The following is a 21841-nucleotide window of genomic DNA, read 5'->3' as shown; positions in this document are numbered from 1 at the left end:
GTATAAAAAAACCTCATGACCACTACTTGTATAAAGGTAGTAATCATGAGGGAAATAAAGACTTTTGATCTATAAATTATTAATGCATTATAATTTCTTTTGATGCTCCTTTAGGGTAACGAATTTCTTCTACCATATCAGTTACTTCTTTTGGAGGAGGGGCTGTAAAACTCGCTACTGCCACTGCTACAATAACATTAATAAGCATTGCAATTGTACCGAAACCTTCTGGAGAAATACCGAACCACCAATCTGCTGCTGTAGTTTCTCCGAAGAAGTGAAACTTAAATTTCATGATATAAAAAATCATTGCTAATAAACCGATAACCATTCCACTTATAGCTCCTTCCTTGTTCATTCTTTTGTAAAAAATACCAAGAATAATTGCAGGAAAAAATGACGCTGCTGCCAAACCAAATGCTAAAGCGACTACTGCAGCCACAAAACCAGGAGGATGAATACCAAAATACCCTGCTACCACCACTGCACAAGCAGCTGATATTCTTGCGGCTATAAGTTCTCCTTTTTCTGAGATATTTGGCATTAATTGTTTCTTTAATAAATCATGAGAAATTGATGCTGAAATTACTAATAATAAACCCGCAGCAGTAGATAATGCTGCCGCTAATGCTCCTGCTGCAACAAGTGCAATAACCCAATTAGGTAGGTTGGCAATTTCTGGATTGGCTAGAACAATAATGTCTCTATCTATATGTAATTCGTTGATACTTGCATCTTTTACATATTGAATTTTGCCATCATTATTTTTATCATTAAATGCAATTAGTCCAGTTGTTTCCCACTTACTAAACCATTCTGGCATACTACTATATTCCTTATTACTTACTGTTTCTATTAAATTTACTCTTGCAAATGCAGCAATAGAAGGTGCTGTAGTATAAAGAATAGCAATAAAGGCAAGTGCATATCCTGCAGATGTTCTTGCATCTTTTACTCTTGGTACTGTAAAGAAACGTACTATTACATGAGGTAAACCTGCCGTTCCTAACATTAAGGCAGCTGTTATACAAAACACATCAATAGTAGATTTTTGTCCAAATGTATATGCTGTAAAACCTAAATCTGTAGATAACTGGTCTAATTTATCTAATAGATAAACATTAGAATTAACGAGTGTATCGCCAAAACCTAATTGTGGAATGGGGTTTCCTGTTAGTTGAATGGAGATGAAAATTGCAGGTACCATAAATGCAAAAATTAAAATGCAATATTGTGCTACTTGTGTGTATGTTATTCCTTTCATACCGCCTAAAACAGCATATATAAAAACAAGTGCCATACCTATAATAACTCCTGTATTAATGTCTACTTCTAAGAATCTAGAAAATACGACACCTACTCCACGCATTTGCCCAGCAACATAGGTAAACGAAACTATTAATGCCGCTACAATAGCTACTGTTCTTGCTGCCTGAGAATAATACCTATCACCAATAAAATCGGGAACAGTAAACTTACCAAACTTCCGCAAATAAGGTGCAAGTAATAATGCTAAGAGTACATAACCTCCAGTCCAACCCATAAGGTAAACACCGCCATCGTACCCCATAAATGATATTAACCCTGCCATAGAAATAAAAGATGCAGCCGACATCCAATCTGCTGCTGTAGCCATGCCATTGGCTAATGGAGATACGCCACCACCTGCAACATAAAATTCTTTTGTAGAACCTGCCCTCGTCCAAATTGCAATACCAATATAAATTAAGAACGTAAAGCCTACTATAATGTAGGTCCAAGTTTGAACACTCATAAGTTTGTAATAGTTAAAAAGTTTTTTGGTGTAAATAAGTTGCTATTCAATCTAAATTAATCATCTTGAACGTCGTATTTTTTATCCAGACGATTCATTAAAATGATATAGGCAATTATAATAAGCGTGAAAATGTAAATTGCACCTTGTTGAGCAAACCAGAAACCTAATTTAAAACCACCAACTCTTATTTCGTTTAGTGTATCTTTAAATAAAATGCCTGCTCCAAAAGAGCATAAAAACCAAATTCCTAACAATAGCCCTAAGTACTTTAAGTTATTTTGCCAATAACGCTTTCTAGATAAAGATGTAGCTAAGGCCTCTTTCTGAGTATTCTTCTTTTCGTTTGTTGAATGTTCATTCATAAAATGCAGTAGTTTTTGTTTGTTTAAAAAGCATAATCTACAGAAAAGAAAAAAATCTCACTAATAATTATAGAATTAATTAGTGAGATTTTAATAAAAGAGCACAGAATAATATATGAACAATTATTTTGTGTTACTAAAATATAATATTGATAAGAACTTACTAAACATCTAAAAGCGGACCATTAGTCTGTAATAGTTTTAAGAGTTCTTTTGTATTTAATTTCGTTGCTTTACCCGTTCCACTTAAAAGATCATCGGCAAGTTCTCTTTTGTCTGCATGGAGGGCAATCATTTTTTCTTCTATGGTATCTTTTGTAATCAAACGGTATACAGTAACTGGTCTTGTTTGTCCCATTCTGTATGCTCTATCCGTTGCCTGATCTTCTACTGCTGGGTTCCACCATGGATCCATATGAATAACATAATCTGCTGCAGTTAGGTTTAATCCTGTTCCACCAGCTTTTAAAGAGATTAGGAAAACATCACTTTCTCCATTTTGAAAATTATTAATAGCCAATTCTCTTTTCTTTAAAGGAATTGATCCGTCTAAATATTGATAAGAAACCCCTTCATTATCTAGTGCTTTTCTAATAATGCTCAAGAAGCCAACAAACTGACTAAAAATTAAAGCTCTGTGTCCTCCTTCTTTGAGTTCGTGTACGGTTTCTAGAAGCAGTTTCACTTTACTTCCCATTACTTGCCACTCGTGGTCTACTAAACTAGCATGGCAACAAAGCTGTCTTAATTTAGTAAGTTCAGCAAGTACCTGAATATGTGTATTTTGTTTTTCTTTCTTCTTAATTATGTCTTCAATTTCTTCTAAGGCTGCTCTTCTGTGTGCCTCATAAAGTGTTTGTTCATCATCTGTCATAGTTACAGACAATACTGATTCTGTTTTACTAGGAAGCTCATCTAGTACTTCACTTTTCTTTCTTCTAAGAATAAATGGAGCAATTAATTGACGCAGTACTTTTTTAGCAGATTTAGCATGTTGCTGGTCGCCACTATCAATACGTAATACAAAGTTTTTATTAAATGCTTCCCAATTACCTAATAACCCTGGGTTTATAAATTGAAAGAGATTCCAAAGTTCCGAAAGGTTATTTTCTATTGGTGTACCTGTAGTAATTACTCTTGTATTGGCTTGTAATTGCATGGCTACTTGAGACCTCTTGGTTGTTTTATTCTTAATAGCTTGCGCCTCATCCAATAAAACAATGTTCCAATCTTTTTCTACAATCATTTTGTAGTTTGATTGCAATAAACCATAGCTACAAACTACCAAATCATAAGGCCCTGCCTGGGCTACAACTTTTTCTCTATCAGATGCTTGAAAAAGCAAATGAACACGCATTGTTGGTGCAAATTTCCGCACCTCATTTACCCAGTTAAACGTTACTGAAGAAGGAGCGACAACAAAAGAAGGTCCTGCTTTCGCTTTACTTAAAATAAGTGCTAAACCTTGGAGTGTTTTCCCCAGACCCATATCATCTGCTAAACATGCTCCACCTCCCCAAGATGCTAACTGAGACAACCATTCAAAACCTTCTACCTGATAATCTCTAAGATCTGCATCTAAAGTAGTTGGCACTGCAAAACTTTCTGTACTTGCATTATTGATCTTGGTTTGTAGGTCTGTCCAAGTAGTATCGCTTCTTACTACTGCTTCTTTGGTTAAATCATTTAGTACTCCATAAGAAGCTAATTTGTGTACTCTAAGTTCTAATTTATCTTGTACTGCAACACTTGTTAAAGCGGCAAGTTGTTTTCTTAAGCTATCTGTTAACGCAATAAATTGGTCTTTTTCTACTTGAACGTACTTGCTGTTCGGATCATTCTTAAATTCCTTTAATAACGATTCTAAAGAGACAACTACCTCTTCGTTAATTTTAACTTCTCCACCAATAGCAAACCAATCACGTTTTTTGGTTTGTACATTCATGGTTAATTTGTCGCCACCAACTTGACCTAACAGTTTAAATTTCACCCCTTTTGGCCACTCCACAATTGGCTTTTCATCACCATTCTGAAGTTCCAATAAGGCATTTAAAGTTTCTTCTCTATCCGATAATTCCCACGCATGATGTCCATCGTTTGTCATGTCTAACTGTGGCCTTTGTGCGTAGAATTTTTCTAAAACCTTCTCCTCTGCTTTTAAATTTCTAACAGCACGCGTTCGCATACGGTCTACCTCTTCTACTAAAACCTCTGTCCCTTGTGCAGGTACTACATAGGGAGCAGTAGATGTAAAGGGTTTCATGTAGAGTTCCAATAAGATGTTATTACCTCTTGGAGTAAGTAAGGCATGCAATTTTTTATCTGCCTTAATTTCAGGTAATTCTTCTTGAATTTCACTTACGTGAGAGTGGATATTTAACGATTGCCCTAAAGCAGCCACCACTTTTTTTAATTGGTCTTTTGATTTTTTTGGTAAAATGATGTCAGACGGAAAAGATTCGCTCCATTCCTTAATTTTCTTATCTACATCATAATAGACTACTCTTGTTGGTGTTTCTCTTTTTAAAGGAAAATCAATGTTTACCTCTTTATCAAAACCCAACTTATAATTGTCTCCTTTCTCAAAAATTTGTAATTCTAACGGTCTTTTTTCTACTATTACAGATACGTTATCATCACTTTCTAATACAACGTTAGGATGCCCCGGAAGACGTTTCCATACTTCTAAAACATCAAAATCAAAATACCCTCTACCATACGTTCTAATGGCTTTATCAAGAATTTCAAAATCAATTTCTAACATTCCCTTTACAGCTTTTTTAAGCATTCGGGTATCAGAAATTTTCTTTGGTTTACTCCACTTTCCATTTTTTAGAATGGTTTGCTCCATAGGTTCTACATACAAACGGTGGTCTGCAACAACCCATAAAAGCCTACCTTTAGACGGCTCTTTTTTCTGTTTTTTATCAATTGATTTAAAATTATCGGCAAGCAAGGTTAGCTTATTAAGTACAAGCTCCCACTCTTCAATTTTAGATTCTTGAATAACATCTTTAAACAATGTCATTTCATTATCAATGAGATACCCTAAAGAGAAATCCTCTTCTTTAATCTCTTGATATACTCCATGAGCCTCAGCAAATAAAGCCGATAACCATAAAGAACCACCTCTGTGTAAAGACAAAGCCTTATTTACAGTGGTATTTATTATGTTTTGATTTATCTTAAATTCTTTGCCCCAAATAGTGCCATGTAACCAAATAAGTAATGCTTGTGCAAAGTTGGGTAAGCTTTCTAAGTCTTCTTCTATAAAGGTACTTATGTGTAAACGAAGGTCGTATTTAGACGATTCGCAATTAACATCAGAACCGTCTTTTATTAGTAATTGGGCATCTAAAAGCGAATTCATGAACAACTTATTGTAATACTTATTTTGCTTAGTAAAATAAGTATATCTGTTTCTTAAAAGTTCTACATGTTGGGGTATAATCTGTATAAACAAGATCTGAAAAATGATCTCGTTCATGATATCCAATTCTTCCCAAAATTTAGATGATTTCTTTTTTAAATGCGTTTCAACTTTATCAATTCCTGTTTCTTTTAAAAGAATTGTAAAGGCTTCATCGTACTTTTTACCAATAAATAATGGTGTAATCTTATAAAATTCGAGCTCTAGATTATTCTCTTTTTCAAAGACTTCTAAAGACGACGCTATGTAACCTTGATTTGCAAGAATTAAAGCGTTTGTCACACCACCATCTTCTATGCTCGCGCTAGATGCTTTTATAAAACTTTTGGCCGTATTGTTATCAATAGAACCGTTTTTTATGGCATACAAAAGGTGATTATGAATAATAAGGAAATCTTCTAGATTAAGATTTTCTGAAAGCGTATCTTCTTTAATTTTCAACCCAAAGAGGGCAAAAAGTCCATAAATTAATGCTTCTAAATAGGAGTTATTTTCCCCTTCGATTGGAGTATAGTAATTCATGGTCATTAAATGATAATTCAATCTAATGTCATCTAAAACAAACTCCCTTATAATACTTTCTTTTTTAAACTTTGCAGTTCCAAACATATCAGGGTAGAACTTTTGATCTACTCTAATTGTCGAGATTATTTTTTCTACCAAGTTTTCACCCCTACATTCTTTTAAGAAATAAAGAGCAATTAAATAATATTCTACATGGATAGTAAAATGATAATGTCCTCTATTTAAAATAAAGACATCAATAATTTCAGCACCTTTCATCTTTTCAATCAGCTCTGTAAAGGCATTGCTGTATTCGATGGTAGACAATTGAAAGAAAAATGGAGCAATAGTATTCTTTAAAGTTGTTTTTGCTTCTCCCCTCATTCCGGAAGTAACAATTACTGCTGCATATTTTAATTTAGTTTCTTTATCTAAACCATCAAATTGTGCTTGAAATTGATGAAAGCGTTCTACTGAAAAATCCATAGTTATACTATAAAATATAATAACCTGAAATATATTTATCTAAAGCGGAATATCTTGCATATTCACTTGTATCATCTACTCTAATAATAATAGAAGATTTTGAACCACTATTAAGGTGTTCTAAAACACCCCAATCTACTTTCTCTTTAATGGTTTTATAATCTGTACAATCTGGGTCCATCCAAAGGAAAGAAACATTCTTGCCTAAGTCTTTTAAAACAGTAGACATTAAATCTTGAATTTTCTGCTCTGCACCTTTTTCCCAAAACAAACCTTCCATAGTTACGAACGAGTGATCGTAAAAATTAAAAAGTCTATTTGCATAAGGAATATAGGGTAATAAATACTTAGCAACAACTCCTTCAGCACCTGGTAAATGATGAAATTTCCATTTTCCAATAAATGCTTGTCCGCCTGCTACAATCTTACCATCTTCTTCTACAACAAATAGGTTATTGTCTTTGCCCATATTTTCTGTAGAAAAGAAAGCATAATCCTTATAGAAATCTTCCGATTTTTGGATTACACTAGCATATTCCTCTTTTGTTGCTCTACGCACATTATCTTTTTTAGTAGGAGAAACACGACTGTACGTTAGTGTTGTCATCTTACCTATAGACTCGAAACCAACTTTTTCAGTAAACATTTTCGACCTCAAATTATCGTTTTCTACTTGCGCATGAAAACATTGAGGAGTACCATTTGCCTTACTTTCTGGCATTTGATAATTATTAAAGAAATTGATTAACTGTTGGTCTAGAAAACTATTCTTTTTCTTTTTCTTGTTCGGATTCTGCTTTGCACTTTGCATTGAACTTACAAAAGCAAAATACCTAATATGATATGTTTCTGTTGGTTTACCTTCAAAAACAGTAGATTTATGAATAAGCGTAATTGAACTTAATAAATTATCGTTTCTTCTAAGGTTTAGAAAATATGCTTTTTTTGTCTCCACAAGATTTTTCCTTGTTTCCTCGTGTGTGTAGCGTACGCCCCCTCAGTTCCCCAAATGGTATTTTCTAACATCTCCACCACATCATCAGACAGTTCATCTGTTAATTCCAGACAAATTGAACCCGCTTGCGTTACTATATCTTTCATCTATATTCTACTATCAAAAAATCAATCCTGTATTAATAATTCAAACAAAAATATTAGAAATTTTTTCAAAAGTAAACTTTACCTTAAATTTGTCTTCGAATTCCAACAATTAAGCATTATCTAAACATGAAAAGTATAAAGTATTTAAGGATTATCGGTTTTATAGAGGGTGTTTCTTACTTATTATTATTTGGTATTGGTATGCCATTAAAATATATGGCAGAAATTGGAGAACCTAACCGTATTATTGGTTCTGCACATGGCTTTCTGTTTATTGCCTATGTACTCTTAGTTTTAAAAGTACATTACGATACGAAATGGGGTTTAATGAATTCTTTTTGGGCATTTATTGCATCTCTTGTTCCATTTGGAACGTTTGTAGCCGATAGTAAAATTTTTAAGAAATATGTTGTAGCATAATTCTACATCTAAAAAGTGTCCATTCGCTCATACATCAATTACAAGCCAATGGACACTTTCTTATTTTTAAGGATTTTAGAAAGGTATACTATAACTCACTCCAAAAGAAATACTTTGTTCCTGATCGTGTAAATCGTGTACATAGCCTACCCTTGGGCATATATAATGGTTACCCACTTTAATAAAGTACATTACAAAAACGTCTAGATAATTATTACCTTTTGTGGTCAACTGACCTTCTTTTGCAATATCTCTGGCGTAACCTCCTCCAAAACCCCAATTACCTGTTACATAAGTGGTGTAGATTGCTAAAGTAGCTTTATAGGAATTCCCTGTTCCAATTTCTGATCTTGGCCCTGTTTCTTTTTCCCAATCGTTTATTAAGCTACCGCCAATCATCCAATGATCGGCAATATAATGGTTGTAATCTATTGTAAATATAGAACTTACAGCTTGTCTTTGTAATACAGCAGAACCAGCTCCTGTAAAAGATAGATAACCTGTTGGTCTATCTTGGGCGTACATTAAACTTGTACAACAAATACTACAAAGTAATAATAATGCTAATTTTTTCATTGTTATAAAGAAGAATAAAATATGATTTTCAATTAATAAAGGGAGATTAAGCAGTAAAACCCCTATTGTACTCTTAATTTATCAGGAGGAGGAGCATAAGAGTTGCCGTTGATTATAGATTGTGATTATTTAAGTTTTTATCAAAATACGAAAGAGATAGTACGCAAATAGTACATGTGAAATTCGTTCGTCAACTATTTGATTTTGAATTGTATAGACTATCATTTCTAGTAACGGTTAATTTATGCGCTCATTAATATATATTATGATTTGCGAACAGTGTTTTGTAGTTATTTAAACCGGTTGCATTAGTTGTTTTAATAAACATGTATTAATTTTGAGCATACTTTAATACTTAATAACCTTTTACCTTTATATACCAAAATGAATAAGTCTTTTGTAATTAGCGAAAACACTTTAAAATGGGGTTCTGAAAAATTATTTACAGAGACCAAAAGTCTATCAAAGTCTACTAATTCTGACAAGAAAAAGAACGACGATAGGAAAAAAATTTAATTTCCTTTATCTCTTTCTACAAGAAATTGAGATACCAATAACCACTACATAAATACTATTACTTGAAAAGAGAGGCGTTTGTCTCTCTTTTTTTGTTGTTAAGCATTTTTTGAAGCTCATTTTTTAAAATGAAAAGCCGTATAAACTTAAAAATTTGACGTTGGTCGAAATTTATTAATTCGTGTTAATTAATCATTGATATTCGTTACATGAACAATTAATAATGATGCATTTTTCTTTTATAAGATGGGGAAGTTACTCTTTTATATATTCTGTTTTCTAGCATTTAACTCCTGTATTGAGTTAAATAATCCTCCTAATATTCAAGGAACATGGGAGTTGTTATCTGCAACAACTATCCGTAATGATTCTTCTATAGTTCAGGATCTTGAAAACAAACGAATGATTAAAATTATTAATCAGCATCATTTTGCATTTTTAAATCATGACAATAATAATGGTAAAGACACTACTGCTCATTTTGTAGCTGGTGGGGGTGCTTACTCATTAGTTGGTAATCAGTATAAAGAGTCTTTAGAATATTGCAATTTTAGAGATTGGGAAGGACATAATTTTACATTTTCTGTCTTTATTAAGGGCGATACGCTTATTCAAGAAGGAATTGAAGAGATTGAAGAACTTGGTATAGAACAGAAAATTATTGAAAAATATACGAGGGTTAAAGTAGGTAGAAAAAGAAATATTTATGCTACCCCTCTAATGTAATTAACGGTTTAATTCATTTCATTTCATAAATAATTCTATTTAGCGATAGACAATTTTAGGAAAGCCCTACTTCTAAGAGGTAGGGCTTTTTAATGCTTTAAAATTAATATTATTAGCATAATCACTTTCTAAAAAGTGGTAAAAACAAAAGTTATAGAATAGAAAAGAATTCTAATAAGTCTTATTTTGACATGTTTGAATAAGATTTTAACCAATGAAGATCATAAACTGTCATTATTACATTTTTACTCTCATATTTGAAATGTAAACAAAGACTAATTATTTTATCTATGGATAAACAAAATATAGGGTCTCTGTAAATAGATTTATAGTGGATAAACTAAAGAACAATTTGTGATGGCTTGTTCGACTACTTAGGTGTTCTTTCTAACAATTTTAATTTTTATAGAAATGAAAAAATTTACATTATTATTTAGCTTCTTCCTTCTATCATTCGCATTTGGCGTTTCTGCACAAGATATTTCTGGCGCTGCTGAATGGATGCATGACAACTGTAATCAATATGTTGCTTTTGCTTCTAATGAATGGACAGATCTTACAGAAGATCAAAAAGAAGAACTTTATAAAATACGTATGCAACAACAAGTCGCTTTAAAAGCGTTGAAAGATGAAAAAAGTGCAGGTGAAATAACACAAATAGAATTCAATAATAAGAAAAAAGAACAAGGGAAATTTTATAATAAAAAGATCTCTTCGCTTACAGGACGTGATTGGAAAGAAATCAACAATTTGACAAATAAGTTTTGGAAAAGTTTAGAAGGTTAATTCTAAAAAAGACATCATTAAACAGGGTCTAGTAGTTTAGTTACAAGACCCTGTTTTAGTTTATAATTTATCCAACCACTCTGCTGCAATATCAGTCCAATTTCCTACATCTCCTACGTTTTTACCTAATCCAAAACCATGGCCTCCTTTTTGGTAAATGTGCATTTCTGCTTCTACTTTATTTTCTAACAATGCGTTGTAAAATAGTAAGGTGTTTTGTACTGGTACAGCCCCATCATCGGCACAATGTATTAAAAATGTTGGGGGTGTTTGTGCAGTCACTTGTAACTCATTAGAGTATAAATCTATAAGTTCTTTTGTTGGCTTTTTACCTAATAAATTAGTTCTAGACCCATTGTGGGTTACCCCATTTTGCATACTAATTACGGGATATGCCAAAACCATAAAATCGGGTCGTGCATTTAAATTATCAATTGTATCTTTCTTGTAAGAATACGTAGTAGAAAAGCGTGTACCTAAAGTGGCTGCCAAATGCCCTCCAGCAGAAAAACCCATTACTCCTACTTTATTTGTATCAATTTCCCATTTTTCTGCATTAGCTCTTACTAGTCTTATTGCTCTTTGGGCATCTATTAAAGGAACCTCTTTTTTGTCTTTTAATGCTGCAGAAACTGGAACTCTATATTTTACTACAATGGCGGTAAAACCTAAAGTATTTAGCCATTTTGCAAAATCTTCTCCTTCTAAATCATACGCTAAACCTTTGTACCCTCCTCCAGGAAATAACACTACTGCTTTATTATTATTAAAACGCTTTGTAGGATGGTATACTTTTATTGTTGGTACTTGAATTTTTTCGATCCAAATAATCTTTCTATCTGTGGCTATAAATTCTTTTTCAGAAGATATAATGTGCTTTGGAATACCACCATTCCATAAAGGAAGTATTTCTTGTGCTCTACCTGTTTTAGAGATAAAGAAAAGTAATAAAAGGAGTAATAATTTGTTCATCAGAATATTTGCTTTGTTGCTTGTTTAGTTAAAAATACAACCTCCTTTTTGGGATACAAAAAAAGCATTAACTTTCTGAGGAAGTAATGCTTATTGTTCTTTAAAATAGAATTTAAATTATGTTTCTCCTATTATTTTAAAATATAGGCTTTCCTTGTTTCTTTTGGCTACGAATTACCCATATAGCAGCTATTACCATTATTGTTGTTTTAATAAATTCGCTACCAAATTTTGCCATAATTAGAGAGTCAGAAGGATTTTCCATAAGTTCCATATTTTTTAGATTTATTAGTGAATACATTAACTAATATCTATGCCGTTAAAATGTCACCACTTCCATTTAAAAAAAATTCTTTTTATTTTGATTGAACAAAAAATAACCCATCATAAACTATGATGGGCTATCTATATTATTGATCTCTAATTATCTCTATTTTTTATTTCTTAAAGCTCTTTGTTTTTTACTAAAATACTTATGTAATAAATAGTAATTTGAGGGTACAAATATGATGGCTAAAACAGTTGCTGCAATCATACCACCAAACACTGTAGTACCTAATGAATGACGAGAATTTGCTCCTGCTCCTGTTGCAATTACTAACGGATATACACCCAAAATAAAAGCAAATGATGTCATAAGAATGGGTCTAAACCTCACTTTAGCTGCATCTACAATTGCTTCGTACAACTTTTCTCCTTTTGCAATGTTATCTCTAGCAAATTCTATAATTAAAATTGCATTTTTAGATGCTAAAGCAACAAGTAATACAATACCAATTTGCATATAAATATCGTTCGTTAGACCTCTCATTTGGATAGAAATTACAGCTCCAAATAATGCTAAAGGAACGGCTAATATTACCCCAAATGGATCAATCCAAGATTCATATTGAGCGGCTAATACTAGGTAAACAAAAATTACTGCTAATAGGAATACAAATATTACACTCCCGTTTGCTTTAATTTGTTGGTATGCTAAACCTGTCCAAGATGCCGTCATGCTTTTGTCTAATTTTGATGTTGACATTTTAGTCATTGTTGTCAAAGCATCACCAGAACTGTATCCAATGGCTGCATCTCCGTTTATAAATGCCGCATTGTATAAATTATATCTTGATACAATTTCTGGTGCTTCCATGTAACTTACATCTACTAAAGAACCAATTGATATCATTTTACCCGAAGTAGACTTTACATACAAATTCCATAAATCGTCTACTTTTGTTCTATAATCTGCTCTCGATTCTATATTTACTTGATACGTTCTATTCCATCTAGAAAAATCGTCTACATATTGCTGACCCGTAAATGCATTAAGAGCATCATAAATAGTATTTAAAGAAATACCCATCATTTGTGCTTTTTCTAGTTTCACATCTACCTTAAGTTGTGGTATTTTTGAATTAAATGTTGTTCCAACTCCACTTAAAGATATTTGTTCGTTTCCTTCGATTACAAACTCATCAACTACTTTTTGAAGTGTATTGTAATCGTTATTTCCTTTATCTAGAATTACCATTTGGAAACCACCAGAGTTACCTAAACCACTAATTGCTGGAGGTACAAAAGAATGTACTTGAGCACCTAATACTGAATCATATCTTTCTGCTAAATCGTTCATGATATGGTCTATATCTTGTCCTTTTTTAAGACGGACATCCCAATCATCAAAAATTACAAATATTGTTGCTCTGTTTGGAGCTGTTGTACCGTCCATAATAGAAAAACCTTCTACGGTCATCCAAGTTTTAACACCCGGTACATCGCTATATAATTCATCAAGCTGTCTATTAATTTCAGCTGTTCTATTCATAGATGCTGATTTTGGCAGTTCAACAGAAGTCATTACATATCCTTGGTCTTCTTGAGGTATGAATGAAGTAGGCAATTGATCAAAATCAAAAATACCAAAAGCTGAAATTGCTATAAAAACTAATAATGAAAGTCCATATTTTCGGACTGCAAAAGTAAGTACTGTTGCATACCCATTAAATACTTTATTATAGCCTGCATTAAACCATCTAAACAAGAAAAACTCTTTTTTATCTTTTCCTTTTGGTTGCAATATCATTGCACACAATGCAGGTGAAAGTGTAAGTGCATTAAAAGCAGAAAACAACGTTGATACAGCAATTGTTAGTGCAAATTGTTTGTATAATTCTCCGGTAATACCTCCCATAGAAGCCGCTGGTAAAAACACAGACATTAATACTAAAGTTGTGGCTATAATTGGCCCTGTAACTTCTTGCATTGCTAAAATAGCTGCTTCTTTTCTATCCTTTCCTTCTTCTAAATGCCTACTTGTATTTTCTACTACAACAATGGCATCATCTACTACAATACCAATGGCTAAAACCAATCCAAATAGCGTTAGCATATTAATAGAAAAACCCATGGCAGACATTACTGTAAACGTACCAATAAGTGCTACTGGAATTGTAATGGCAGGTATTAATGTTGCTCTCCAATCTTGTAAGAACATAAACATTACTATAAATACTAAGAAGATGGCTATTGCTAATGTTTCTACCACTTCGTCTATAGATACTCTCACAAATTTTGTAGTATCTAAAGGCACCGAATAAGACATTCCTTGAGGAAACTTTTCACTCAAGATTGACATACGTTCGTTAACCTGTTTTTGAATATCTAATGCATTAGCCGAAGGCAATTGGTAAATTGCTATACCTGCTGCTTGTTTTCCCTTTAAGTGGAAAAACATATTGTAATCTTTTGTACCTAACTCAACAGAAGCTACATCTTTTAAATAAACTGTGTGCCCTTGTTGGTCGGTTTTAATAATAATATTTTTAAATTGATCTACATCGGTTAATCGCCCAGGAGCTACTACCAATGCATATTGGTTTTTTTGAGTTGAACTAGAAGGGGTTTGTCCTAATTGCCCTGCCGCTACTTGCACGTTTTGTGATAAAATTGAATTCTTAACGTCAGAAGATGCCAATCCTCTCTCTTTTAATTTAGAAGGATCCATCCAAATTCTGATACTATAATCATTCACTCCGTAAATACTCACATTACTTACTCCAGGAATTCTTTTAATCTCGTCTGCAATATAAACTTTTGCATAGTTACTTAAGAACAAAGAATCTACAACTGCATCATCGGATTGTATTGCAGCAATCATTACTAAGTTAGCCGCTTGTACAGAAACCCCAGAAGAAGACTTATCTGTTACTACTCCTAATGTTTGTACTATATCTGGAATTTTAGGAAGTGCCTGTGCTACTTTATTTTGCACTAAAACTGTGGCTATATCCAAATCCGTTCCTACCTCAAAAGTAATGGTTAAACTATACGTTCCATCATTGTTAGAAGTAGAACTCATATACAGCATGTTTTCTACACCGTTTACAGATTGCTCTATTGGAGCACCAACTGTTTCGGCAATTACATCTGCACTTGCTCCAGGGTAAGATGCCGTAACATTTACTGTTGGAGGTGTAATGTTGGGATATTCAGCTATTGGCAAGTTGAATAACGATATACTACCCGTCAAGACAATAATTATTGCCAGAACAGCAGAGAAGATAGGTCGATTGATGAAAAATTTAGAGATCATAATGTTTTAGTAACGATGTTTCTTTTTTAAGGTAACGATGTTTTATTTTTACATGTTGTAAACATTTAATCTTATTAACTTTAATGCGTGTATGGTAAAATTGTGGTCTTAAAAAATAATGAAGTTAGGAGTCTTATAACTCTTTGTAAAACAAGGATAAGGTATTAATTTGTTGGGCAACTTTCTAGAAAAAAAGAGGGTACATTGCTACAAAAAACGTATTGTTTTTTATTATGTCTAAGTTAAGAGTGTTGAAATTCCATAAATTGTATATGCAACAAGCCAACCTATTTTTTGTAGGTTGGCTTGTTGGGTTATGGCTAATCTCGTTAAAAGATTAGAATTTAGATGTCAAATTCCTTTTTATATAACCACTCAGGAATATATTCCGAACTGACATTGATCTTTACACCTCTATCATATGCCATAGTAACGGGAGCTAAAAGAAGCCAACTGATCCATCCTTTTGAGGCATCAGCTGAATGATCGGTATCATCACTTTCATCTGTATAATACTCTTGATGAAGTTTTAAGGCTTTTTCTAACTCTTTATTAAATAAGTCATCATCTTGACGAAAGAGTGCATCGTATACACACAAAAGGGGTTCAAATTGGTTTAAAACAAATTCTGCTGCAAATTTTTCATCAAGGTAATTCCCTACAAATGGTTCTGTCGCTTCAAATGCTTTGAGTGTCAAGGTATCAGTAGGGTTTTCTATTGCTTTAAAAAATTGGATAAGGATGTGATCTAATTTATCATAATGAGCATTTGAAAGCCTAAAGTATTCTTCTTTGGCTTTCAACATCAAATCAAAACCTTCCCTATCTCTAAGTACAATAAAAATACTTAAATATCTTAACCAAGAATTAAAGTCCACTAAAAGTTTTAGTCCCTTGGGTGCTTTTACTTGATGTGTTTTTCCTTTTTCCAAACTTATCTCTACCATTTCTTCTGGATGGTATGCTAAGATATAGTGTGCTTTGGCAAAGCGTTTAATTAAAGAAAGAAAATAAATTTGTTCTTCTCGGTGGTTGTCGCCTTCTAAGACTGATAGTTCAAAAACCTTGTCTAAAAAACCTCTAGTATATAATCCTATTCTATCTGTATCTTCAATAAAGGTATTTTCTGCAAAATGCTCTTTAAGTTTTTTCTTTTCTCTATTTATATATTTATATACAAGATCTAGATTTTTTGATCTATGTGTCTCATTTCTTTTAATATGTATCATATCATTGTTTGTTAAATTCTAATTTAAATTTTGATATTTTTGTTGGTTTTAAAGCTCCTGTATTAGTATTAAATTCTTGTTTAACTAGGAGGTAATCTATTTTTTTATCTTTGTAAGCGTCTAATAAATCAATAGATAAATTTTGAGCATTTTGATCCCCCACTGTTCCGGGTGTTAAGCCGAAGGCGTCACTCGGAACTAGAAAATTGTGTGAGTTTGTAACTCACGATTTCTGTATTTCAAAATTGATTCCAAAGTTAGATGGATCAGTCAAAATTAAAAGGATGTTGAAATAAAATGCATACTATGTTTTTAGTTTTTGATATTGTGATAAGTTATAAACTTTCACAATGGGTGAATTCGTAATGACGCTGTCGCTTAACATTACGAACAGTGGGGGGTCTGCACAGAAAGTGCAGGGTTTTAAACCCATTTCTGAGACCAATAAACCTTGATATTCAACATGAAACCCCTACTCTTTTACAAGAAAGAACCTTTAAAAAATTGTTTAAAATTTCTGAATATTCTGCAATGAATGAAACGGATAAAGTGAGTTACGAGGAATCGTTGAAAACCTTTAGGGATTATGTTAATACGTTGGATCAGGCAAAGGAAGAGGGCAAGGAAGAAGGGAAAAAAGAACAGGCTATTGAAACGGCTAAATCCATGCTTCTTGATGGACTTAGTATTGAAAAAGTTGCTCAGTATTCGGGATTAAGCATTGAAGAAGTGCAAAACACCTCCCTAGCCACTAACCAAAAAGTTGGAGACTAGGAAGATGGTCATAAACATTATGTAAGTATTAACCCAAAACTGCAACACCCTATTACTTAAAAAGTGCAGCACTAATCGAAATTAAATTTGAATAGTATTTACTTTTTGTAGATACTTAAATGTGATTAGTATGAATAAAAAAGCTGCAGTAATCGTAGGTTACTACACCAATGGAAAATCAAAAAGAAGCTTAGCTCGTGAGCTGGGTCTTAACTTTAGAACAGTCAAAAAATATATTGATGAACATGAAGTTCTTCAACAATCAGGAACCAATATATTAAGTGCTCCTCAATATCGGGAAATCACCTCTCGTCCCAAGAAAAGATTAACAGTAGAAGTAGTTGAAGATATTGCAGATTATTTGAATAGAAACAAAGAGAATAGACAGAAAGGGCGTTCTAAACAACTCATGAATAAGCATGACATTTATGAGTATTTACAGCAAAAAGGGCACCTCATTGGGTATACTACTGTTTGTAATTATGTTCGTAAACAAGAGCAATCCAACCACCAGAAAATCTACCTTAAACAGTCTTATCAGGCAGGAGAAAATATTGAGTTTGATTGGGGTGAAGTTCGTCTTGAACTAGGTGGGCAGGAAAGAAGGCTACAGATGGCTGTATTTACGAATAAGTATAGCAATTACCGTTGGGCTTACTTATTCTACCGTCAGGATATGCAGAGCTTTCTAGAAAGTCATAATCTGTTTCTTTATCATATTGGAGGTGTTCCGAAAGAAATTGTTTACGATAATATGAGAGTTGCTGTTAAGAAATATTCCTATAATCCTAAAGAGAAAATTGCCACAGATGAGCTCTTGAAACTATCTGCTTATTATCAGTTTCAATATCGCTTTTGTAATGCTTATAGTGGTAATGAAAAAGGAAATGTAGAACGTAGTGTTGAGTATATCCGTAGAAAATCGTTTAGTCTGTCAACAAAATTTGATGATTTAGAGAAGGCGAATCTCCATTTAGAACAACAACTTATTCTACTTAATAATAAGCCCCCTAAAGCACAAAAAGAAGTAGCAGAAGTTCTCTTAAAAGAAGAACTAAACTATATGCGATCAGTTCCTGTAACAGCTTACCAAACTGCTATTTTAAAGAAGTTAGCGATCAATAAATACCATTGTGTTTATTTGGATAGTAATCATTATTCCATTCCCGAAAAGCTAAAAAGAAAGTACGTCACTTTAAAAATAGAAACGTCAAGATTTCATGTTTTAGATGACAAAGAGCAAATCATTGTCACTAAAATGAGGCATCACACTAAAAATCAATGGTATATTGATATTTATGACTACTTGAATACCTTCTCTAAAAAACCAGGGGCTTTGGCTCACTCAAGTGCATTACAACAAGTACAAACAGGTTTTAAAACACTTTATCATCAGTTTTTTAAAGGAAATGAAAAGGAATACATACAAGTACTCCAATGGATGCGTACAGAGAAGATTAGCATTAAAGAGTTGGAAGAGAAAATAGAGTTTTACCAGCAGAAAGCACCTCAAAGTAAAATCGATTATGCTCTTTTACAAATGCTTTATAGTGCAGAAACCCCATCTGCTGTCACTTCTAAAGAGGATGAAATAGAACAGTATAGTGAACGGCTATTATTAGCACATTCTCAAATGAATACTTCTTCATTACAAAACTAAAATAAAAAGATGAAATCAATACATCACAAAGACCGTATCGCATTACTGACTAAAGATTTACGGTTGTCTATTATCAATAAAGAGTTTTCGAAAATAGCGAAGCAAGCTATTATTGAAAATAAAACATACGAAGATTTTTTATTAGAGCTGTTAGAGTTAGAGTATCATCATCGAATTGAAAGAAGACATAAGGAACGACTCAAAAGAGCTCATTTTCCTTCCATGAAATACCTCCATGATCTTGTGCTAAATGACTTACCCCAAGATGCTCAAGCCAAATTACCCTTGTTAAATGAACTTTCTTTTTTAGAAGAAAAGCAGAATGTAATTTTAGCGGGTAATCCTGGTACTGGAAAGACGCATATGGCAATAGGGTTAGGCGTAAAAGCATGCATGGAAGGCTACTCTGTTCTTTTCACTTCTGTGCCAAGATTAGTCACTCAGCTCAGAGAAGCTAAAGAAAGTAGAAGTCAAACAGTTTTTGAAAATAGATTCGAAAAATATGACCTTGTCATCTGTGATGAATTTGGATATATCTCCTTCGATAAGGCTTCGGCAGAAATGTTATTTTCATTACTTTCTATCAGAACAGATAATAAATCAACCATCATTACTACAAATTTAGGCTTCGATAGATGGACTGAAATTTTTCATGATAAAGTATTAACGGCTGCAATGGTAGACAGGTTAAATCACCAATCAATTTATATCAACATGAATGGAGAATCCTACAGAATGAAAAAAACAAAAGAAAATTTACTTGCAAATACTGAATAAAAGCCATTATTTTTGGTTTGAAAGTGCTGCACTTTTGAAGTAATAAGTGGTGTAGTTTTCGATTAATATATACACATTATGCTTCCCTTTTATTTTAAAAGATAATTGGCTTCGAATTCGGGGAAAATCTCATGGTGCTTTTGCCAAATTATTGGTTGCTGCTTTATCCCTAGAGGTATAGTCTTTTTGTACCACTCATAGTATTCTTTAAAATTTAGGTCTTGCATTTCTTTTAATACAATTAACGCTTTTTCAAACTGAAAACCTGCAAATGCTCTTTGATAAAGTGGTAAGCCATTATATTGTGAGGTTTCAATTGTTGGGAAAATCTTTGTATAAACATCTTCAATCGTTTTAAACTCCTCAAAATAAGGATAAATCTTCTCTTCTATTTTAGGTATTAACTCATTTACAAAAGGAATAAGGTCTCCTTTTTTAAAACCTTGTTCGGGGGTGAGGTAATCAAATTTTTCAGGATTTGATGCGATTTCCTCTGGGGTAAAGGGGTGAAGATTGGCATTACTTGACCAAACATAAGTTTCTCTATTTTGTGTTAAAGTATATCCATTATATTTATGTGTATTAAAATAAATTGGGCATGATTTCATTAAAATTGTTTCGATTTGAGAAATAGTTACTAGAGGACGAACCCAAATAGAATCGTATGGGGCAAACGCTTCTCTATCCCCAAAACCAATATTCAAGATATTTACAGGATTTTTTTTATAAGCATAATTTAACCATTCGTCTCTTATACCTTCGGGAACAGTATTTATTAATTTAGACCCTAATTTCAAGTCTAATTGTTCCCTTAATTCTGTATATACAATATTACCTTTCATAAATAATTATTATTTGATTCTTTTTTCTTCTTCCTTTTCGGCTTCTTCAGATAAATCAACATATTCTATTCCTGATATTTTTTGCTCTAATTTTCCGTCCCCATATATTTTTAAGATAAAAGCTTCAGGTGATTTTTCCTCTGAAATACTTAATGGGTGTGTTTTTCAAAAAAGTTTACCAACAATTGGTTCTAAAGACAATCCTCGAAAGTTATTAATATCTCTCTCCACTGTTCTATGTGTTAAGCGACAGCGTCAAATAGAATATATCACAATAAATACACCAATAAAGAAATAATTTACCACTGCTTCAATAATAAATAAACCTTGATATTCAACTTTTAATCTAGCATCTTTACAAAAAAGATTCAGATATGGCACATTCTAAATACATTAATCCGTTTACCGATTTTGGGTTCAAAAAAATATTTGGCGAGGAAGCCAATAAGGATATTCTTATTGATTTCTTAAATGCTATTTTGCCCGAAGAAGATCAGATTAAAACGTTAGAATACAAACAGCAAGAGCAATTGGCTCGTAGAGATGTCGATAGAAAAGCTATCTATGATCTATATTGTGAAAATGAAAACGGAGAAAAATTTATTGTTGAACTCCAAAGAGCAAAACAAGAATTTTTTAAAGATAGAACACTGTATTACGCTACATTCCCTATTCAAGAACAAGCTGAAAGAGGGACTGATTGGAAATATCAACTAAAAGGTGTTTATGTAATTGGATTGATGAATTTCACTTTTGATTCATCAGAAGAGTTCCATCACAACATTAAATTGAGAGATGAAAAAGGAAATACTTTTTATGATAAACTCTCTTTTGTGTACCTCGAATTACCAAAATTCTCTAAGCCACTAACGGAACAAAGCACCCTTTTTGATAAATGGATTTATGCCATCAAAAACATGCCTAATTTGGATAACATCCCTCCTCTATTACAGGAAAGGACTTTTAAAAAATTATTCAAAATTTCAGAATATTCTGCCATGAACGAAACGGATAAAGTGAGCTACGAGGAATCGTTGAAAACCTTTAGGGATTATGTGAATACGTTGGATCAGGCGAAGGAAGAAGGGAAAAAAGAACAGGCTATTGAAACGGCTAAATCCATGCTTCTTGATGGACTTAGTATTGAAAAAGTTGCTCAGTATTCGGGATTAAACATTGAAGAAGTAAAAAACATACAGCAGTAAGCTACAACTTTATAGAAGTAACAAGCCAACCTATTTTTGTAGGTTGGCTTATCTTTTATTCGCTATGCAAATTATTTTCACTCAAATACTTCCTTACCTTTCTGATCTGCTCTATATT

At 32.7% G+C, this 21841-nt stretch carries 18 protein-coding genes; 8 read left to right on the top strand and 10 right to left on the bottom strand.

The features are described 5' to 3' along the window. Positions 1-79: 79 nt before the first annotated feature. The 4 genes from EI427_RS23560 to EI427_RS23545 all read right to left on the bottom strand — a co-directional run bounded on the left by EI427_RS23560 (position 80) and on the right by EI427_RS23545 (position 7514). Positions 80-1774 (bottom strand): sodium:solute symporter family protein, encoded by a 1695-nt coding sequence (locus EI427_RS23560; RefSeq protein WP_126619671.1) that lies wholly within the window; start codon positions 1772-1774, stop codon positions 80-82. A 56-nt stretch (positions 1775-1830) separates the two neighbouring features. Next, positions 1831-2139 (bottom strand): DUF4212 domain-containing protein, encoded by a 309-nt coding sequence (locus EI427_RS23555; RefSeq protein WP_126619669.1) that lies wholly within the window; start codon positions 2137-2139, stop codon positions 1831-1833. A gap of 163 nt (positions 2140-2302) precedes the next feature. Next, entirely contained in the window at positions 2303-6559 is a 4257-nt protein-coding gene (locus EI427_RS23550) for a DEAD/DEAH box helicase (RefSeq protein WP_126619667.1), read from the bottom strand. A gap of 7 nt (positions 6560-6566) precedes the next feature. Beyond that, positions 6567-7514, bottom strand: a complete 948-nt coding sequence (locus tag EI427_RS23545; protein WP_126619665.1) for a hypothetical protein — start codon at positions 7512-7514, stop codon at positions 6567-6569. Positions 7515-7786: 272 nt separating this feature from the next. Here EI427_RS23545 and EI427_RS23540 point away from each other — a divergent pair, with 272 nt between their 5' ends. Beyond that, a complete protein-coding gene (locus tag EI427_RS23540) occupies positions 7787-8080 on the top strand; it encodes a DUF3817 domain-containing protein (RefSeq protein ID WP_126619663.1) in 294 nt (97 codons plus the stop codon). A gap of 75 nt (positions 8081-8155) precedes the next feature. Here EI427_RS23540 and EI427_RS23535 read toward each other — a convergent pair whose 3' ends face one another. After that, positions 8156-8656 carry a hypothetical protein gene (locus EI427_RS23535; RefSeq protein ID WP_126619661.1) on the bottom strand — a complete coding sequence of 167 codons (501 nt, stop codon included), beginning with the start codon at positions 8654-8656 and terminating at the stop codon, positions 8156-8158. A 384-nt stretch (positions 8657-9040) separates the two neighbouring features. On the opposite strand from EI427_RS23535, the gene EI427_RS26405 reads away from it, so the two are divergent. The 3 genes from EI427_RS26405 (at position 9041) to EI427_RS23525 (ending at position 10684) form a co-directional block, all read left to right on the top strand. Continuing rightward, entirely contained in the window at positions 9041-9172 is a 132-nt protein-coding gene (locus EI427_RS26405) for a hypothetical protein (protein WP_262708887.1), read from the top strand. Between the two features lie 246 nt (positions 9173-9418). Continuing rightward, the gene (locus EI427_RS23530) at positions 9419-9898 is read left to right on the top strand and encodes a hypothetical protein (protein ID WP_126619658.1); all 480 of its coding nucleotides are present in this window, start codon (positions 9419-9421) and stop codon (positions 9896-9898) included. 411 nt (positions 9899-10309) lie between these two features. Further along, positions 10310-10684: a hypothetical protein gene (locus EI427_RS23525; protein ID WP_126619656.1), complete on the top strand. Its 375-nt coding sequence runs from the start codon at positions 10310-10312 to the stop codon at positions 10682-10684. 60 nt (positions 10685-10744) lie between these two features. On the opposite strand, the gene EI427_RS23520 is transcribed toward EI427_RS23525, so the two are convergent. The 4 genes from EI427_RS23520 to EI427_RS23510 all read right to left on the bottom strand — a co-directional run bounded on the left by EI427_RS23520 (position 10745) and on the right by EI427_RS23510 (position 16465). After that, on the bottom strand, positions 10745-11656 hold the full coding sequence (locus EI427_RS23520) for an alpha/beta hydrolase (protein WP_126619654.1): 912 nt from the start codon (positions 11654-11656) through the stop codon (positions 10745-10747). A 136-nt stretch (positions 11657-11792) separates the two neighbouring features. After that, a complete protein-coding gene (locus EI427_RS26400) occupies positions 11793-11921 on the bottom strand; it encodes a hypothetical protein (protein ID WP_262708886.1) in 129 nt (42 codons plus the stop codon). Between the two features lie 165 nt (positions 11922-12086). Next, the gene (locus EI427_RS23515) at positions 12087-15236 is read right to left on the bottom strand and encodes an efflux RND transporter permease subunit (RefSeq protein ID WP_126619652.1); all 3150 of its coding nucleotides are present in this window, start codon (positions 15234-15236) and stop codon (positions 12087-12089) included. A 344-nt stretch (positions 15237-15580) separates the two neighbouring features. Beyond that, positions 15581-16465 carry an immunity 49 family protein gene (locus EI427_RS23510; protein WP_126619650.1) on the bottom strand — a complete coding sequence of 295 codons (885 nt, stop codon included), beginning with the start codon at positions 16463-16465 and terminating at the stop codon, positions 15581-15583. A gap of 393 nt (positions 16466-16858) precedes the next feature. Between EI427_RS23510 and EI427_RS23505 the strand changes: the two genes are divergently transcribed. The 3 genes from EI427_RS23505 (at position 16859) to istB (ending at position 19676) form a co-directional block, all read left to right on the top strand. Then, the gene (locus EI427_RS23505) at positions 16859-17239 is read left to right on the top strand and encodes a hypothetical protein (protein WP_126619648.1); all 381 of its coding nucleotides are present in this window, start codon (positions 16859-16861) and stop codon (positions 17237-17239) included. Positions 17240-17369: 130 nt separating this feature from the next. Then, entirely contained in the window at positions 17370-18899 is a 1530-nt protein-coding gene (gene istA, locus EI427_RS23500) for an IS21 family transposase (protein WP_126619646.1), read from the top strand. A gap of 9 nt (positions 18900-18908) precedes the next feature. Beyond that, on the top strand, positions 18909-19676 hold the full coding sequence (gene istB / locus EI427_RS23495) for an IS21-like element helper ATPase IstB (RefSeq protein WP_126618707.1): 768 nt from the start codon (positions 18909-18911) through the stop codon (positions 19674-19676). Between the two features lie 89 nt (positions 19677-19765). On the opposite strand, the gene EI427_RS23490 is transcribed toward istB, so the two are convergent. After that, a complete protein-coding gene (locus tag EI427_RS23490; RefSeq protein WP_126619644.1) occupies positions 19766-20518 on the bottom strand; it encodes a hypothetical protein in 753 nt (250 codons plus the stop codon). Positions 20519-20892: 374 nt separating this feature from the next. On the opposite strand from EI427_RS23490, the gene EI427_RS23485 reads away from it, so the two are divergent. Beyond that, positions 20893-21723, top strand: coding sequence for an Rpn family recombination-promoting nuclease/putative transposase (locus EI427_RS23485; RefSeq protein ID WP_126619642.1), 831 nt, complete (start codon positions 20893-20895; stop codon positions 21721-21723). The last annotated feature ends 118 nt before the right edge of the window (positions 21724-21841 follow it).

This window comes from Flammeovirga pectinis (assembly GCF_003970675.1).
Lineage (GTDB): Bacteria > Bacteroidota > Bacteroidia > Cytophagales > Flammeovirgaceae > Flammeovirga > Flammeovirga pectinis.
Note: the sequence above shows the minus strand (reverse complement) of the source record. Positions and strands in the feature narration are given on the sequence as shown.